General features: G+C 69.2%; 15 protein-coding genes. 11 read left to right on the top strand and 4 right to left on the bottom strand.

Going from position 1 to position 15,953, the window contains the following annotated elements:
• Nucleotides 1-107: 107 nt before the first annotated feature.
• The gene (locus tag ACFFGN_RS28060) at nucleotides 108-1,271 is read right to left on the bottom strand and encodes an ROK family transcriptional regulator (RefSeq protein ID WP_380053277.1); all 1,164 of its coding nucleotides are present in this window, start codon (nucleotides 1,269-1,271) and stop codon (nucleotides 108-110) included.
• Nucleotides 1,272-1,470: 199 nt separating this feature from the next.
• Here ACFFGN_RS28060 and ACFFGN_RS28055 point away from each other — a divergent pair, with 199 nt between their 5' ends.
• The 3 genes from ACFFGN_RS28055 to ACFFGN_RS28045 all read left to right on the top strand — a co-directional run bounded on the left by ACFFGN_RS28055 (nucleotide 1,471) and on the right by ACFFGN_RS28045 (nucleotide 3,869).
• Nucleotides 1,471-2,058, top strand: coding sequence for a TIGR03086 family metal-binding protein (locus ACFFGN_RS28055; RefSeq protein ID WP_380053275.1), 588 nt, complete (start codon nucleotides 1,471-1,473; stop codon nucleotides 2,056-2,058).
• Between the two features lie 227 nt (nucleotides 2,059-2,285).
• Nucleotides 2,286-3,185 carry a DUF1360 domain-containing protein gene (locus tag ACFFGN_RS28050; protein WP_380053273.1) on the top strand — a complete coding sequence of 300 codons (900 nt, stop codon included), beginning with the start codon at nucleotides 2,286-2,288 and terminating at the stop codon, nucleotides 3,183-3,185.
• A 9-nt stretch (nucleotides 3,186-3,194) separates the two neighbouring features.
• Nucleotides 3,195-3,869 (top strand): SDR family NAD(P)-dependent oxidoreductase, encoded by a 675-nt coding sequence (locus tag ACFFGN_RS28045; protein WP_380053271.1) that lies wholly within the window; start codon nucleotides 3,195-3,197, stop codon nucleotides 3,867-3,869.
• 38 nt (nucleotides 3,870-3,907) lie between these two features.
• Here the strand turns inward: ACFFGN_RS28045 and ACFFGN_RS28040 are convergent, their stop codons facing one another.
• On the bottom strand, nucleotides 3,908-4,678 hold the full coding sequence (locus ACFFGN_RS28040; RefSeq protein WP_380053269.1) for a TetR/AcrR family transcriptional regulator: 771 nt from the start codon (nucleotides 4,676-4,678) through the stop codon (nucleotides 3,908-3,910).
• 109 nt (nucleotides 4,679-4,787) lie between these two features.
• Here ACFFGN_RS28040 and ACFFGN_RS28035 point away from each other — a divergent pair, with 109 nt between their 5' ends.
• From ACFFGN_RS28035 to ACFFGN_RS28020, 4 genes are all read left to right on the top strand, one after another.
• Entirely contained in the window at nucleotides 4,788-5,720 is a 933-nt protein-coding gene (locus ACFFGN_RS28035; protein ID WP_380053267.1) for an ATP-binding cassette domain-containing protein, read from the top strand.
• Nucleotides 5,717-6,526, top strand: coding sequence for an ABC transporter permease (locus ACFFGN_RS28030; RefSeq protein ID WP_380053265.1), 810 nt, complete (start codon nucleotides 5,717-5,719; stop codon nucleotides 6,524-6,526). Before ACFFGN_RS28035 ends, ACFFGN_RS28030 begins: the two co-directional genes overlap by 4 nt.
• 107 nt (nucleotides 6,527-6,633) lie before the next feature.
• Nucleotides 6,634-6,900, top strand: a complete 267-nt coding sequence (locus ACFFGN_RS28025; RefSeq protein ID WP_380053263.1) for a hypothetical protein — start codon at nucleotides 6,634-6,636, stop codon at nucleotides 6,898-6,900.
• Nucleotides 6,901-7,068: 168 nt separating this feature from the next.
• Nucleotides 7,069-8,721: an alpha/beta fold hydrolase gene (locus tag ACFFGN_RS28020; RefSeq protein ID WP_380053261.1), complete on the top strand. Its 1,653-nt coding sequence runs from the start codon at nucleotides 7,069-7,071 to the stop codon at nucleotides 8,719-8,721.
• A gap of 30 nt (nucleotides 8,722-8,751) precedes the next feature.
• Here ACFFGN_RS28020 and ACFFGN_RS28015 read toward each other — a convergent pair whose 3' ends face one another.
• Nucleotides 8,752-9,369, bottom strand: a complete 618-nt coding sequence (locus ACFFGN_RS28015) for a TetR/AcrR family transcriptional regulator (RefSeq protein WP_380053259.1) — start codon at nucleotides 9,367-9,369, stop codon at nucleotides 8,752-8,754.
• Between the two features lie 92 nt (nucleotides 9,370-9,461).
• Between ACFFGN_RS28015 and ACFFGN_RS28010 the strand changes: the two genes are divergently transcribed.
• Both ACFFGN_RS28010 and ACFFGN_RS28005 read left to right on the top strand, forming a co-directional pair.
• A complete protein-coding gene (locus ACFFGN_RS28010; RefSeq protein ID WP_380053257.1) occupies nucleotides 9,462-10,277 on the top strand; it encodes an SDR family NAD(P)-dependent oxidoreductase in 816 nt (271 codons plus the stop codon).
• A 96-nt stretch (nucleotides 10,278-10,373) separates the two neighbouring features.
• Nucleotides 10,374-11,024, top strand: a complete 651-nt coding sequence (locus tag ACFFGN_RS28005) for a LysE family translocator (RefSeq protein ID WP_380053255.1) — start codon at nucleotides 10,374-10,376, stop codon at nucleotides 11,022-11,024.
• Nucleotides 11,025-11,079: 55 nt separating this feature from the next.
• Here the strand turns inward: ACFFGN_RS28005 and ACFFGN_RS28000 are convergent, their stop codons facing one another.
• Nucleotides 11,080-14,190 (bottom strand): ATP-binding protein, encoded by a 3,111-nt coding sequence (locus ACFFGN_RS28000; RefSeq protein ID WP_380053253.1) that lies wholly within the window; start codon nucleotides 14,188-14,190, stop codon nucleotides 11,080-11,082.
• Between the two features lie 178 nt (nucleotides 14,191-14,368).
• Between ACFFGN_RS28000 and ACFFGN_RS27995 the strand changes: the two genes are divergently transcribed.
• Both ACFFGN_RS27995 and ACFFGN_RS27990 read left to right on the top strand, forming a co-directional pair.
• Nucleotides 14,369-15,364, top strand: a complete 996-nt coding sequence (locus ACFFGN_RS27995; RefSeq protein WP_380053251.1) for an NADP-dependent oxidoreductase — start codon at nucleotides 14,369-14,371, stop codon at nucleotides 15,362-15,364.
• 72 nt (nucleotides 15,365-15,436) lie between these two features.
• Nucleotides 15,437-15,802, top strand: coding sequence for a YciI family protein (locus ACFFGN_RS27990; RefSeq protein ID WP_380053249.1), 366 nt, complete (start codon nucleotides 15,437-15,439; stop codon nucleotides 15,800-15,802).
• Nucleotides 15,803-15,953 lie beyond the last annotated feature (151 nt).

Raw genomic sequence — 15,953 nt, 5'->3', positions numbered from 1 at the left:
CAATATTGGGTTTCTGTGCCGCACCGTCAAGGCTCTTCGACCTCGGTGGAATAGCGGACCGCCAGCAGCACCGCAGCGACCACCGTGCCGCTCGATCCGGTGAGCTGTCAGACGGCGGGGCATTCCAGGCGGCCGAGCGGGCCGGATCCCGCGTTGAGCAGCGCCGCCTCGACGTTGTCCGCGGCCAGCGTGACCGCGCCGAGCACGGGGGAGTCGCCCGCGAGCGGCGACACCCTGACCTGCGGTGGATGGCGGGTATATGCCGAAATCTCCGCCTGGAGCATCGGAGCCAGCAGCTCGCCATGATCGGCCAGGGATCCGCTCAGCACCAGCACCTCCGGGTCGATGATCGCGCACACCGTACCGGCGGCCGCCGCCATGTCCCGGGCATACCGCTTGGCCGCGTCGAGGCCCTTGCGTACGCCCTCGGTCGCCGCGTTGAGCGTGTCGGCGACCGGGTCGGCGGTGGCCCCGGTCGCGGGCGCCGCCCCACTGTGCTGGAGATGGCCGATCGCCTCCTCCCAGTGGAGCGTCCGGAGCAGGCTGAGATCGCCCGCGCAGGAGTTGAATCCCCGGAGCTGCCGGCCGCCGACCATCAACCCGAGACCGGTACGACGCCCCGCCTGCAGCACCACCAAATCCCCGGCGCCGCGCCCCGCGCCACGGCGGTGCTCGGCCAATGCGCAGAGGCGGCTGTCGTTCTGCGCGGCGATCACACCTTGCGGCAGGCGTTCGCGCAGGAACGCGACCAAGTCCACGCCGGCCCAGTCCGCGATGGCCGCCGACAGGACGACCTGGCCGTTCTCGTGCACCGTGCCGGTACTGCCCGCGACCGCGCCCCACACCTCGGTGGGCGACGCTCCGGCCTCGTGCAGGCATTGCTGAATCGCCTTGTCGATCGCGGTGAGCCGTCGCCGCCGGGACAGCTCGGGCGTGGTCGCGCGCCGGGCGGAACCGAGCACCGTGCCGTCGAGATCGGCGACCACCGCGCGAACGCTGTGCGCGCCGATGTCGAGCCCGAGCACCTTGCCCGCGTCGGCGCGGAACGCGTACTGGTGGGCGGGCCGGCCGCGGCCGCTCACTACCGGCGGATGTTCGGCGAGCCAGCCGCGGCCGAGTAGTTCGCGCACCACCTCGCCGACCGAGGCCCGGGCCAGACCGGTTCGCTCGGCGACCTCGGCCAGCCGGAGTTCGCCGGCCTCACGCAAGGTGCTCAGCACGGCGAGCTCGTTGATCCGCCGCAACTGATTGAGATCCGCACCGTTGCCCATCGTGTCCCCTTGTCCGCTTTTGCCCAGTATTCCCGTGGCACTCGCCCGCTGTCATGACCGTGCGTCCCGGCCGCGTCCCGGTCGCGCCATGGCTGCGCGTCATTATTGACGGTAACCGGCGGAATTCCCTGCGTGATAGTCCGGTAGTGCGACACGGTGAGATAGGTGACGAGTCAGGAAACCTCCCTATGCTGCTCCGATGGACCTTCGCGATCTCGACCATCAAGCCGGCGCCGCCCTGGGCGAGGTCGTGTCTCAGGTCCGGCCGGAACAGCTCTGGCTGCCAACTCCTTGTCCGGACTGGACCCTGCGTGGACTGATCCGGCATCTGGTCAGCGAGAACGAGGGCTTCGCCGCCGCGGCCAGGGACGGTTCGGCCCCGGTGCAGGTATGGACCGGTGGACGGCTGGGTGACGACCACGTGGGCGCGTACCGCCGGTCGAACGCCGCGTTGGCCGAAGCCTTCGAGGACGAGGGCGCGCTGTACGAGCCGATGGCCGTCCGGGAGTTCGGCACCTTCCCGCGCCAGGTCGCGTTGAGCTTTCACCTGCTGGATTGCATCGTGCACGGCTGGGACGTGGCCCGCGCCATCGATGCGCCGTACGACCCGCCCGCCGAACTCGTCGGCGCCTCCCTGCGAATCGCCCGCCAGGTCCCAACCGACCCAGCCACCCGAGGCCCCGGCGCCGCCTTCGACGAGGTGGTCGAGGCCTCCGGCAACCCGACCGACCTGGAAACCCTCCTGACCCTCACCGGCCGCACCCCCACCTGGACCTCCCCGGCCTGACCACCCCAACACCGGCGCCCCCTTAGCGTCGATTCCAGACCACTCGCCGCAGTGCTCAGGGATGCCGGGTCGCGAAGGTGGTCGTGGCGTTGGGTGTCGAGGGGGATTGGGACTTGGGCTTGATGGGTTTGCGGGGCCTGGGCGGCTCGGGCGCACTAGGCTGGGGACACTGAGTAATCACGGCCGCCACGGTGGTGACGAGAGCGAGTTGGTGAGGAGGGAAGCCGATGCCGGCGCAGCGTCCTGAACCGGAACCGGTCTTCGCTCCCGAGGTGTCACCCGCGGTCCGGCGGCTGTTCGCCCGGAAGCCCGAGCTGCTCGTGCCCGCGAGCCACCCGTGCCCCGCGCGTCGTACGGCCTGGTCGGAGCCGATGTCGACGCTTGGCAGCCTGCTGGTCTGGATCGCGGTCTGCGTCGGCGTGTGGATCCTCGCCCTGATCCTCTTCGCAGTGACCTTCCCGCCGGAGGTGGCCGCGTGGCTGGCGGTCGGGTTGGCCGCGATCGGGGTGGCTTCGACGGCCGTGATCGGCGTGACCGCGGGGATCGAACCGCGCGACCGGAAGACCGCTCGTAGGCATCACGGCAAATACCTGCTGGCCGCGGATTTCGACGAGCCGGCGGCGCGGTTGATGATCCGCGCCCAGCGGGCGGTCCGGACCGTGCTCGGCGCGGAGGTGACCACTCGGGGCCTGCTGGACGACATGCAGAACGAACTGGTCCTGCCCGAACAGCTGTGGGACCTCGGCCAGGTCCTCCGCGAGCAGACCGTGCTCCGCGCCCGCCAACGCGAGGTGGCCGGCGGCATGGCAACGGCCGAGCTCGAGGCCGTACTCGGTCCGCAACGCCGGGCCCTGATCCGTTCTGAGACGGCCATCGAGCGCAAGGTCGAGGCCTTGGAGAAGTACGCCGAACGTGTGCGGGTGGCCGACGCGGCCCTGCGGGCGGAAGAGGCGTTGCAGGACGGCGATCGCTATATCGAGTTGCTCGCCCGGACCGAACCGGTGGGCGATTCCACCACGGTACAAGGGCTCGCGGACGAGGTGTCGCGGCTGCAGGACACCCTGGCGCGCAGCATCGAGTCGGCTCGCGCGGCCGGACGGACCCTGGCGCTACCAGCCGAGTCGTAGGGTTCAGGCATGACGCGGACTGTGATTGTTGCCGGCGGCACCGGTGGACTCGGCTCGGCGGTAACGGCGGAGTTCCTGACCGGCGACTGGCGGGTGATCGTGCCGGGCCGCAGCGAATCCGGGCTGGCCGAGCTCGGTGACGACCAGGCCTTGCATACGATCGTGACCGATCTGATGGACCCGGCCGGGGCCGCCCAAGTCGCCGAACTGGCCGCCGCTGATCCCGCCGCGCCGCTGGCCGCCGTGGTCAACCTGGTCGGCGGTTTCGGCATGGGCGGGCGGCTGCACGAAACCCCGATCGACGAGTTCGACCAGCAGTTGCGCCTCAACCTGCGGCCGACGTACCTGATCACTCAGGCCGCGCTGCCGCAGCTCATCGCGGCCGGTGGCGGCGCCATCGTGTGCACCTCGAGCCGGACCGCGCTGAAGCCGATGCGCGGCGCGAGTGGGTATGGCACCGCGAAGGCGGCCGTGCTCGCGCTGGTCGACAATCTCGCCACGGAGTACGCCGCGGACGGCATTCGCGCCAACGCGATCCTGCCCGGCGTCATCGATACCGAGGTCAATCGCAGAACCATGCCGAACGCCGACACCAGCGGCTGGACACCCCCGGCCAAGATCGCCTCGGTGATCCGCTTCCTCTGCGAAAACGACGGCATCTCCGGCGCCCACCTCCCGGTTTGAAACAGGCCCCGGCCTGAGGTCTGAGTCTGGGGCAGGACTCAGGCGCGGCTGTCGATCAGCAGCGCCAGCCCGTCGAGGATGCGGGCCAGGCCGAAGGCCAGCGCGTGATCGGGAGCGAGTAGGGCGCGGTGCTCCTGGCCGGCCGACGTACCGACCCGGGCGGCGAGCGGGAAGGCCTCGGCCGAGCCGGCCATCACGCGTTCCAGCAGGGGAGCTGTCGAGACCCACCATTCCTCGTCGGTCTGGCCGGACTCCTGCTGAGTACGGCGATGGGCGGCGGCCTGGCGCGCGACGAACTCGACGTGACTGAGAACCAGTGCCAGCGCCGAGTCCATCTCCACATCGGTCAGGCCAAGGCCGTCCAAGGGCCGGAGCTCCGCCTCGTAGCGCAGCGTCGAGTTCGGCCCGAAGCCGGTACGGCCGACGTTCAGCTCGTGCATCCACGGGTGGGCGTCCATCACCTCCCAGTTCCGCCGGGCCACGAACTCCATCGCCCCGCGCCACCCGCCGGGCTGCCGCGACGGCTCGGCCACATCGGCGTACAGCTCGCCGTAGATGCTGTCGAGCATCAGGTCGGTCAGCTCGCTCCGCCCGGGCACGTGGGTGTAGAGCGTCATCGTGCCGACCTTGAGCCGCTCGGCCACCGCCCGCATCGAAACCGCGTCGAGGCCCTCGGTATCGGCCAGTTCGAGTGCGGCCGTGACGATCGAGCGCACCGTCACCCCGGAGCGGCCCGGCCTGGTCTGCGGCCCCCACAGCAGGGCGAGACTGCGGGCCGGATCGGGCGCTGAGCCCTTTTTTCCAGTCACGGGAACAAACTCCAACCGGTCGGCGTTGACCGCATCGTAACCCAGTCGTACGGTGTACGGTACGGTCTACGATTCAAGCGGAGAGGTGGCGCGGGCGTTGAATGCGATCGTGGCGAGGGATGTGCGGAAGAACTACCCCGGTGGGGCGGAGGGCGCGGGACTGAACGGATTCGACCTGGAAGTCGGCACCGGGCAGGTGGTCGGTCTGCTCGGGCCGAACGGCGCGGGCAAAACGACAGCGGTGCGGATCCTGTCCACGCTGCTCGGCATGGACTCGGGTGAGGCGAGCGTCGCGGGGTGCGACGTACGCCGCAGCCCGCGAGAGGTGCGACGGCGCATCGGGCTCGTCGGGCAGTACGCGGCGGTCGACGAGATCCTCAGCAGCCGGCAGAACCTGTTGATGTTCGGCCGGCTCAATCACTTGCCCAAGGCAACGGCTAGGCAGCGCGCGGAGGAACTGCTGGAGCGGTTCGCGCTGGCCGACGCGGGCGACAAGCCGGTCGGCAAGTACTCCGGTGGCATGCGGCGGCGGCTGGACCTGGCCGCGAGCCTGATCGTCTCGCCGGAGGTCCTGTTCGTGGACGAACCAACCACCGGGCTGGATCCGGGTGGGCGTCAGGAGGTCTGGGCGGCGATCCGCGATCTGGTCGGTGGCGGCACCACCGTGCTGCTCACCACTCAATATCTGGAGGAGGCTGATCAATTGGCGGACCGGATCTCGATGCTGCGCGCGGGCCGGGTGGTCGCGGAAGGCACGCCCGACGAGCTCAAGGCCCGGCTCGGCGCGGACTGGCTCGACCTGGTGCTGACCCATCGCGCGGATCTGCCCGCGGTGCTCGAACTGGTGGCCCGCGTCGCCGACGGTCAGGTGCAAACCGATGAGGCCGCCTTGCGCGTCAGCGTGCCGGTCAAGGAACGAACCCGGGCGCTGGTCGAAGTGGCCACGGCCTTGCGGGACGCCGGGATCGAGCCGGGCGACATCACCTTGCGGCGACCGACGCTGGACGAGGTTTTCCTTCACCTGACGGGAGTGCCGGCATGAGCGCGACTGCGACGATTCCAGGCGCCGGCTGGGCGCTGGCCGACGGCTGGACCATCGCCCGGCGGGACCTGCAGCACTGGCGGCGGCAGCCAGGCCAGGTGCTGACCGTGTGGTTCTTCCCGGTGCTGATGGTGGTGATGTTCGGTGGCTTGTTCGGCGGCGCGATGGAGGTGCCAGGCGGTGGCTCGTACTACGACCTGCTGATGCCCGGCATGTTCGGCCTGACGATGCTGTTCGGCCTCGAAGGCACGATGACCGCCGTGGCCGTTGATGCCCAGAAGGGCGTGACGGACCGGTTCCGTTCGTTGCCGATCGCCTCGACCGCGGTGGTGCTCGGACGGTGTATCGCCGATCTGCTCAGCTCGATCGCCGGACTGCTGGTCCTGATTGCCACGGGACTGCTGCTCGGCTGGCGCTGGGAGGACGGGTTCGCCCCGGCGCTCGCGGCGGTCGGCCTGTTGTTGCTACTGCGATTCGCCGCGCTGTGGATCGGGATCTTCGCCGGCCTCGCGATCGGATCACCCGAAGGCGTGGCCGCCGTACAGACCCTGATCTGGCCGGTGGGCCTGGTGTCGAGCGTGCTGGTCGACACCACCACGATGCCGTCCTGGCTGGGTGTGATCGCGCAGTGGAATCCGTTGTCCTCCACCGTCAACGCGGCCCGCGACCTGTTCGGAAATCCCGGCGCCACGGGTGATTCCTGGATCGTGCAGAACTCGCTGCTGATGGCCATCGTCTGGCCGGTACTGCTGGTCGCGATCTTCCTGCCGTTGTCCGCACGCCGCTTCCGCCGCCTCGGCGGTTAGGCGCTCCGGCGTTCCGGACCGGGGGATCTCGTGTCGCAGTGCGAGATCCCCCGGACGGTCCGTAGCGGACTTGCGCTCCAATCGAACGTGTGTGCGATGCTGGTTCCGTGGGCACGAACAGGCGCTATCCCAGGGACCCTCCGCCCGACGCGCAGCGCCGGCACTGCTGGGTGCTGGGTACGCCGTATGAGCGCGGTCCGTGGCCCGGGCTGATCCTCGAGTGGCGCCGGGCGAACGGCGGCGAGTGGATGGCCCGGGTGGTCTACGTGCCGAACACTCGGCAGGCCCAGTCCATCGAGGCCTGGTTCGCCGCCGCCCTGCTGCGTCCTCTTGAGCCCTCCCGGCTACCCCGAGGCGAGGCCGACTTCCGCTGACCTGGCGGTGGTCGGCCTTGGCCGGCCGGAATTCGCACAGAGCGCCTATCCAGCGTTTATCGAACCTTCATGACCGGCTCACTACCGTCCCTCACGTTCTGTATCCACTGAGGAGCGGAGAGTGTTTTGAAATCACCAGTGAGGCTTAGGCCTGGTCTGGCGCGCGCCGTGGCGGTGCTGACCGGCATGGTGCTGGTCGCCGGTCCCGCGACGATCGTGCCCGCCGAGGCGAAATCGCCGAAGAGCCTGGCGTCGTACTACCAGCAGGCCGCCGACTGGGCGACCTGCGATCGCGGCGAGCCGCCGGCGGGCATGCCGGAAGACGTCTGGGAGTTCATCTGGAAGGGCCTCGAATGTGCTGAGGTGATCGTGCCGCTGGACTATCGCAATCCCTCGGCCGGCAACCTGAGCATCGCGATCAGCCGGCTGAAGGCGACCGGTCCGGCCCGTCGCCAGGGGGTGCTGCTGATGAACCCGGGTGGTCCGGGTGGTGGGGGTCTGCTGATGCCGAGCTTCATGCGGGCGGACGCGATCGCCGGCGCGTTCGACTTGATCGGGTTCGACCCGCGCGGCGTCGGCCGGTCCACGACACTGGAGTGCGAGGTCCCGGCGGCGGAGCCCTTGTTCGAGACCCGCCCGACGGACGCGCAGTTCGGGCGGTTGGCGGCCGACGCCCTGGCCCAGGAGCAGGGCTGCCAGCGAGCAGGCGGTGGCCTGCGGAAGTTCATCAGCACGGCCAACACCGCCCGCGACATGGACGTCATTCGCGCGGCGATGGGCGAGAAGAAGATCAACTACCTCGGCTTTTCGTACGGCACCTATCTCGGCGCCGTCTACGGCAGTCTGTTCCCGGCGAAGCTGAACCGCAGCGTGCTCGACTCATCGATGCACCCGGACTGGTTCTACTACGAGGCGAGCAAGCAGCAGGCGGTCGCGGCCAGGGAGAACGTCGACGCCTGGGCGGGCTGGGTCGCACAACGCCACAGCCGGTATGGGTTCGGCAAGACCGCGGCCGAGGTGAAGACCACGATGGACACCCTGCGGGCCAAGCTGGCGAAGAACCCGGTGCCCTGGCCGGAGGCGCCGCCGGAGTTCCCGAAGATCGATGGCACCTTCTTCGACTTGATCCTCGGTGGCGAAGCAGCCTACCGGCCGGCCTGGCACGAACTCGCCCTGCTGATCGGGGAACTCGGCCGAACTGGAAAGACCGGTCTCAGTCCGGCCGCGGGTCGCGCGTTCAAGGCGTTGTACGGCGCCATCAAGGACACCTACAGCGGGGTCTTCCCGGCGGTCACCTGTGAGGCCGACTGGCCCCGCGATCTCAAGGTGTACGAGGCGCAGATGCGGCTGTTCCGGAAGAAGTACCCTTACGGCCCGGGCGCGATGGCGGCCGCTCCGACCAACTGCACTTTCCGGTCGTTCACGCCACCGGAGAAGCTGATCGACCTCAAGCGCGCGGGTTATCCGACCGGTCTGGTCGTACAGGCCGAGTTCGACCCGGCCACCCAGTACGACGGTGGTCCCGCGATGGCCGCCGCGCTGAACAACAACCTCATCTCGGTCAAGGACGAGGGCAGTCACGGCATCTACGGCGGCAACGAATGCGCCACCCGGAAGATCAACGACTACCTGATCAAGGGCATCCTGCCCGGATCGCGCACGGTCTGCGCCGGCGCCCCGCGGCCCGACGTACCGGCCGACGGCGCACCCCCGGCCGCCGCCCGCACCTCGAAGGCCCTCACCGCCCCCGGCCCGATCGACCAGCGGATAACCGCCCTGCTGGCCCGCCAAAACCCCAGCCGCCCCCATCTCCCGTCCTAACTCTCCCGGCGTGTCATCGGGCGCTTGTTACTAGGCGTGTCGGCCTTCATCGGACCCTTGTGACCATTGCCCGGGGACGGGGATAGCCCGTCCGAACAGGGCCTTGCCCACCGCCGCGAGGTGGGGGGCAAGGTCTTCGGTTGTCGCGTCCTTCAGCGCGGGCGTGCCGACCGCCGTGCGGAGGATCCCGATGCCGAGCATCCACGCCGAGAACAACTCGGCCCGCAATGCTGCGTCGTCGCCCCGCGCCAACTCCTGCAGTAGGTCGAGGTACTGCCCGCACATCTGCTCGCGAACTTTGTCGCGCATGTGCTCGTGACCCGCCGAACGCAGCATCGCGATCAGCGGGTGCTCCCCGGCGTACGCCGGCCACTCCTGGAAAACCAGCTGTTCGAGCAGCTTGGCCGGCAATTCCTCGATCGGCCCGGCGGGTAGTTCGCTCGGTGCCTCCGGCGGGTTCATCGCCTCGGCGAACAGCTTCGACTTGGAGCCGAAGTACCGAAACAGCAGGGCCGGATCGACGCCCGCGTCGCTCGCGACGTCGCGCACGCTGGCGCCGTCGTACCCATCGCGGGCGAAGCGGATTCGCGCACACTCCAGCAGCCGGGCCCGGGTCGCCTCGCGATCGCGCTTGTGCGTCTGTGCCATCGGGCCAGCTTAAGTCATCGATCGTTGACATGGCGGTCGTATCAGCCCTACGGTGATTAAGTCATCGATCGATGACTTGATCGAGGAGGGTTATGAAGGACGTTGTTGTGGCCGGTGGAACCACCGGTCTCGGGCGGGCGATCGCTCTGCACTATCTGCGGCAAGGCGCCCGCGTGACCGTGATCGGCAGTACGCCGGCCCGCGGTGAGCAGTTCCTCAGCGAGGCGGGGGAGGCCCGGGCGCGAGCAGGGTTCATTCGGGCCGATTTGTTGTCGGTGGCGGAGAACCGCCGGGTGATCGAAGAAGTGCAGGCCCGGCACGATTCGCTCGACGCGTTGGTGCTGACCGCGATGACGCCGTTCCTGAAGCGGGTCGAGACGGTGGACGGCTTCGAGGGCACGTTCGTCCTGTACTACCTGAGCCGGTATCTGCTCAGCCATGGTCTGACCGACCTGCTGGAACGTGGCAACGACCCGATCATCGTGAGCTTGGGCGCGACCGGTTTCACCAAGAGCGGGGTGCAATGGGACGACCTGCAGCTGACCCGGCGGTACAGCCCGGCCCGGGCGATCCTGCAAGGCGGCCGGGCCAACGATCTGCTCGGCGTCGGCTATCTGCAGGACCACCCGGACGGCCGGACCCGGTTCATGCTGGACCACCCGGGCTACACCAACAGCGGTACCAACCGGATGCCGCAACCACTCCGGACCGGGTTGAACCTGCTGGCGAAGGTGTTCGCCAAGTCGCCTGAGGAGAACGCGAAACGCATCATCGCCGTGATGGACGATCAACCGGAGCGCCGCTTCATCCCGTGGGATCGCGACAAGCCGGTCGATCCGGACCTGTCCAGCTTCGATCCGGACAACGCGCGCCGGCTGTCCGGACTGACTCGGACCTTGCTCGCCTGAGCCTTCTCGGTCAGCGGCCTTTGCAGGGTTTGGCCGGCTTTCTGGGTTTCGCAAAACCTCTGGTGGAAAGGGGCTGAGGCGTGTCAGCCTGCGGGCATGGATGTTGTCACCTCGCTGCCCGCGTTCCTCCTGGCCGTGCTGCTGATCTCGGCTTCGCCGGGTCCGGCGATGGCGTTGATCTTTCGCCGCGCCGCGTTGCAGGGATTCCGTGCGGCGGTGCCGACGGTTCTTGGCCTGGAGTTCGGGCTCTACCTGTGGGCACTGATGGCCGGGGCCGGTCTCGCAGCGTTGGTGGCGGCCTCCGAGACGGCGTACCTGGTCTTGCGGGTGGTTGGCGCGGTCGTCCTGATCTACCTCGGCTTCCAGGCTTGGCGCGCGGCGTGGCGTGACAAAGGCCTGCCGGAAGAAGAGGCGCCTGCCGCGGTTCAGGCCGGCGGCGTACGTCGTAGCTGGTGGTGGCCGTTCGGCGAAGGTGTGATCGTGCAGCTGGCCAACCCGAAGGCGGCGGTGTTCATGTTCGCCTTCTACCCGCAGTTCGTACCGGCGGACCAGCCGTTGCTGACGACCACGGCGATCCTCGCGGCGTTCCAGATCGTGCTCGAGACGGGTTTCTACCTCACGCTCGCGCTGATCGTGGGCCGCGCGCGCGGCTGGTTCGCCCGCCCGGCCATTCGCCGCCGGCTCAACGCCGCCAGCGGCACGGTCCTGATCGCCCTCGGCCTCCGCGTAGCCGCCACCTCCCGCTGACCCACGCGGCCGCGGCGCGGGGTACGGCGCGGCTACGGCGCGGGGTACGGCGCGGCTACGGGGTGGCGGCGGTGGTGGTGAGGCGGGCGGTGATGCGGTTGACGTCGTGGCGTTCGGCCGGTGGCAGGGGAGCGCCAACCGACTCGCGCAGCGCCGTCGCCTGGTCGAGCAGTACGGCGGCCTGCGCGTAATCACCCGTGAGGGCGTGAGCTCCGGCGAGGCCTTCGGTCGCAAGGGCGATGGCCCGGGGATCGCCGATCCGTTCGGCCGCGGCCAGGCTTTGCCGATGCAGCTCGAACGCCTCGGCGGGACGGCTCCGGAGTTCGGCGATGAACCCGAGCTCGGCGAGTGCCAGCGCGAGTCCGGGCTCACCGTCCACGCGGTCCAGCCAGTCGAGCCAGGTCCGCAGCTTCGCCTCGGCCGAGTCGAGATCGCCCTGGCGACGCGCGGCCAAGGCCAGTCCAACGGTCGCGAATTCCTCCGCGACCTGATCCCCTTCGTCGACCGCCAGCCGCAGCGCTTGCGTGTGAAGTTCCCCGGCGGCGGCGAAATCGCCTGTCAGCAAGGCGATCCGGCCAAGCCCGGACAGCTTGAACGAGACCTCGCTCCACAACCCGAGTTCCTCCGCCAGGCGTTGGCCGTCGCTGTGCAAGGCCCGGGCCTGGTCGTAATCGCCGGCTATTTCGGCCAGTTCCGCGAGGGTCCCGGTCGACTTGAGCAGGCCCCATCGATCGCCGAGCTCGCGGTAGATCGCGACGGCCTCCTCCGCGTCGCGACGGGCGGCGGCGAGATCGCCGTTCGCCCGTTCGAGCGTCGCGCGCAGGGCGAGGGTGGCGGCGATTCCCCAGCGATCGGCCGTCGCGCGCACGCCGGTCAGGGCTTGGTCGGTCAGCCGCGCGGTCACGACCGGATCGCCGAAACCTCGGTTGGCAAAGGCAAGGAACCACAGGTCACGAGCTTCCTTGCACTCGGCAACAAGTTTCTCCGGCATCGACGAGTCGCCACGCAACAGTCCCAAGCCGGTGTGCCAAACCTCAACGCGTTGCCGGAGCGCCTGCGTCTCGGGATCGGCCGAGGGGAGCTCCAGTGCGGCACGCAGGGCCCGGTCGGCCTCGCTCAACCGGCCACGAAGAAACCAGTACCAGACCAGCGCGCCGACCAGTCGCAGCGCCTGCCTGGTGTCCTGGCGGCGGGCCGCGTCGTCGAATCCCGCGCAGAGTTCGGCGAGATCGCCGTCCAGCCGTTCGAGCCATTCGAGCTGTCCCGCGCTGTGCAGGTGCGGTACGGCCTCCTCGGCCAGTTCGGTGTAGTGGCGCAGATGCCGCTGGCGCGTTTCTTCGAGTTCGCCCGCCGTCGTGAGCTGTTCAAGCCCGTACGCGCGAACGGACGCCAGTAACCGGAAGCGTGAGCCGTCCACTCGTGATACCAGTGATCGGTCCACCAGTCGCGGCAATAGTTCCAGTACGTCCAGCGTTTGGTTGCTAGCAGCAATAACTTCTGCGGACGTGAGGGTGAAACTGTCGGCGTGGATGGCGAGTCGTCGCAGCACGACCTGCTCCGGCTCGGTCAATAGTTGCCAGCTCCACTCAATTGTCGCGCGCAACGTTTGCTGCCGGGCCGGTCCGGTGCGATGGCCGGCGGTCAGCGTGCGGAACCGGTCGTCCAGCCTGGCGGCCAGTTCCGTCAGGCCGAGGCCTCGCACCCGGGCCGCGGCAAGTTCGAGCGCGAGCGGAATCCCGTCCAGGCGGCGGCAGATCTCCAGCACGGCCTCCAGGTCGCCGGGCGAAAGCTCCGGGCCGAGCCCACTGCGCGCGAGGAACAAACCGACCGCGCCCGACGCCAGCGGATTCTCCCCGGCCGGAAGATCGAGCGGTGGTACCGACCAGACGCTTTCACCGGTCAAGGCCAGCGGCTCCTGGCTGGTGGCGAGGAGGCGCGAACCAGGAGTTGCCTGCAGCAACTGTTCGGCGATGACCGCGGCCGAACCGATCACGTGCTCGCAGTTGTCCAGCACAAGCAACAGTTCCCGGTTGCCCAGAGCATCGATCAGGACCTCCTGGCTGGAGCCGGACGCCGCGCGCGTTGGGTCGTCGTGCACTGCCAGGGCCGCGATGATGGCGTCGGCGATCGAGGCCGGCGGCGCATCACGATCGAGTCCGGCCAACTCGACCAGCCAGGCGTCGTACCCACTCGCGCGAGCCGACTCGATAGCCAGCCGGGTCTTGCCGACGCCACCCGGGCCGATCAGGGTGACGAGTCGCCGGTTCGCGACGAGCTCGCCAACCTGCCGTACGGCGTCCGCCCGGCCGACCAGTTCGGTCAGCGCGACGGGCAGATTCGACCTCCGCCTGGTCGGACCGGACCCGCCCGGTTTCGGCTGCCGGCCGGGACCGCCTGCGACCGGGGCCGCGGTGGGGATATTGAGGGCAGGGTCTTGCCGGAGCATGCCCTGGTGCAGGTCGGTGAGCGCCTTGCCCGGGTCGAGCCCGAGTTCGTCGGCCAGTTCGCGCCGCAGGTCGTCGTACCCGTTGAGCGCCTCGCTCTGCCGGCCGATCCGATAGAGCGCGAGCAGGTACGACGCCTGCAGGCGCTCCCGCAACGGATGAGCGTTGACCAGGGAAGCGAGTTCACCGGGAAGGGCCTGGTGTCGTCCGACGGCAAGGAGAGCCTCGGCCCGGTCCTCGATCGCCAGCAGCCGGTCCTCTTCGAGCCCGGCCGCCTCCGCTTGGACGAAGGCGAGATCGGCGAAGTCCGCGTACGCCGGTCCACGCCAAAGCGCCAGCGCCTGATCCAGCAGCTCGATCCGGGCCTCGGGGGCGGCGAGGGTGCGGGCCTGGGCCAGGAGTGAGCGGAACTCCTTTGCGTCGATGGCCTCCGTGCGGAGGGCGTAGCCGGGTGGTTGCGAGACCACCAGGTCGCGGGCGGTATCTCCGAGGGCCTGGCGGAGCCGCGAGATCTTGCCTTGCAGTGCGCCACCCGGATCGGCAGGGAGGCGGTCGCCGGCCCCGACGTCGTACAGATCGTTGGTCAGGCGGTCCACCGATACCGGTTGTCCGGCGTGCACGAGCAGGTCCGCGAGCAGAAGGCGGACCTTGCGTTCGGGAATGCGGACCGCCTCGCCATCGGCCGACCAGACGGCCACCGGACCAAGCACCCCGAAACGCATAGGCCCACGCTACCGACTCTCGACCGGCCGTCACCGCGAGCAGGCCGCGCTCGCTGGGCCGGACCAGGGTGACCGCGAGCACCTCGAAACGCGTGGGCCGTGCGACCGACAGCAGGTCGACAGGTTGTCGACAGCGGTTGCGCCGAGGCTGGCATCACCGACGACGAAAGGCAGGACGATGAAGCAGCTTTTGGGTGCCGAGATCCGGTTGGCGGCCCGGCCGGTAGGCGAACCGGCGCCCGCGGACTTCGAGCTCGTGACGGCCGAGGTGCCCGAGCCAGGTCCCGGCGAGGTGCTGGTCCGGAACACGTGGATGTCGGTCGACCCGTATATGCGCGGCCGGATGGACGATGTGCCCGGCGCGCTACCGCCGTTCGCGCTCGGTTCCGTACTGGAAGGCGGAGCCATCGGAGAAGTTGTGGGCTCGAACGATCCTGACCTCAAAATCGGCGATACCGTCACGCACTTCGCCGGATGGCGCGAGTATTCGGTGGTCGGCGACGCCACCCGGATCGATACCACGATCGCCCCGCCGCAGGCGTATCTCGGCGTACTGGGGGCCACCGGCCTCACGGCGTACGCGGCGCTGACCGACGTACTGAAGGTGAAGCCGGGCGACGTGGTCTTCGTATCGGCCGCAGCCGGGGCCGTCGGCAGTGTCGCGGGACAACTCGCGCGCAGGTTCGGTGCCGCCAAGGTGATCGGTTCGGCCGGTGGACCGTTGAAGACGAAGAAGCTGATCGAGGACTTCGGGTTCGACGCGGCCATCGACTACAAGGCGGGCGATCTGGCGGCACGGCTCGCGGCGGAGGCGCCGGACGGGATCGACGCGTACGTCGACAACGTAGGCGGTGACCACCTCGAGGCAGCCCTGGACCGGCTCAAGGTCGGCGGCCGGGCGGCGCTCGTCGGGTCGATCAGCGGTTACAACCAGCGGGTGCCGGGGCCGTCCAACCTGATGCAGGTGACCTACAAGTCGCTCACTTTGCAGGGCCTGCAGGTGACGTCGTACCTGCACCTGTTCGGCGAGTACATCGGCCTGGCCGCGCCTGTGCTGGCCGACGGCACTCTGCACGCCGAGGAAACGGTCGTGGCAGGGCTGGCTCAGGCGCCCGAGGCGCTGATCGGCGTACTGCGCGGGGCCAACACCGGAAAAATGCTGGTGAAAATGTAGGCGCAGTGTCGATCTGGGTCTCTACTGTTCGACGCGGTGGTGAAAGCTAGAACCAACCGAAGGAGCAGACCCATGCGTTACATGATCATCAACAAGGCCGACGCCGAGTCCGAGGCGGGCGTACCTCCCACCCAGGAGCTGATCGACAACGTCGGCGCGCTGATCGAGGATCTCAGCAAGGCCGGGGTGCTGCTGGTCGCGGAGGGTGTGCACAGCAGCGCCCAGGGTGCCCGGGTCAAGGTCGACGGCGGTAAGCGCACCGTCACCGACGGTCCGTTCGCCGAGACCAAGGAGCTGATCGGCGGCATCATGGTGATCGACGTCCGCAGCAAGGACGAGGCGATCGAGTGGGCCGCGCGGCTGGCCGAGGCCCTCGACCAGGAGGTCGAGCTGCGCAAGGTCGTCGAGCCCGAGGACCTCGAGGCCGCCGGCGCCTGACCCCGCCCGCCCGCTGACCCCGCCTGCTCGCTGACCCCGGCTGCCCGGCTGCCCGGCCGGCCTCGGCCGGTCCAGGGCGGTGGCCGGTTGAGCGGGCTGAGCGGCACCCGGGCCGGGTTGGTGGCGGCTGGTTTCGTACAACCAGGTTGCC

Origin of the sequence: Kribbella deserti (assembly GCF_042434725.1) — a bacterium.
Taxonomy (GTDB): Bacteria; Actinomycetota; Actinomycetes; order Propionibacteriales; family Kribbellaceae; genus Kribbella; species Kribbella deserti.
Note: the sequence above shows the minus strand (reverse complement) of the source record. Positions and strands in the feature narration are given on the sequence as shown.

Coding starts and splice junctions, on each gene's coding strand:
- ACFFGN_RS28060 (WP_380053277.1), bottom strand. CDS start 1,271: ATGGGCAACGGTGCGGATCTCAATCAGTTGCGGCGGATCAACGAGCTC.
- ACFFGN_RS28055 (WP_380053275.1), top strand. CDS start 1,471: ATGGACCTTCGCGATCTCGACCATCAAGCCGGCGCCGCCCTGGGCGAG.
- ACFFGN_RS28050 (WP_380053273.1), top strand. CDS start 2,286: ATGCCGGCGCAGCGTCCTGAACCGGAACCGGTCTTCGCTCCCGAGGTG.
- ACFFGN_RS28045 (WP_380053271.1), top strand. CDS start 3,195: ATGACGCGGACTGTGATTGTTGCCGGCGGCACCGGTGGACTCGGCTCG.
- ACFFGN_RS28030 (WP_380053265.1), top strand. CDS start 5,717: ATGAGCGCGACTGCGACGATTCCAGGCGCCGGCTGGGCGCTGGCCGAC.
- ACFFGN_RS28015 (WP_380053259.1), bottom strand. CDS start 9,369: ATGGCACAGACGCACAAGCGCGATCGCGAGGCGACCCGGGCCCGGCTG.
- ACFFGN_RS28010 (WP_380053257.1), top strand. CDS start 9,462: ATGAAGGACGTTGTTGTGGCCGGTGGAACCACCGGTCTCGGGCGGGCG.
- ACFFGN_RS28005 (WP_380053255.1), top strand. CDS start 10,374: ATGGATGTTGTCACCTCGCTGCCCGCGTTCCTCCTGGCCGTGCTGCTG.
- ACFFGN_RS28000 (WP_380053253.1), bottom strand. CDS start 14,190: ATGCGTTTCGGGGTGCTTGGTCCGGTGGCCGTCTGGTCGGCCGATGGC.
- ACFFGN_RS27995 (WP_380053251.1), top strand. CDS start 14,369: ATGAAGCAGCTTTTGGGTGCCGAGATCCGGTTGGCGGCCCGGCCGGTA.
- ACFFGN_RS27990 (WP_380053249.1), top strand. CDS start 15,437: ATGCGTTACATGATCATCAACAAGGCCGACGCCGAGTCCGAGGCGGGC.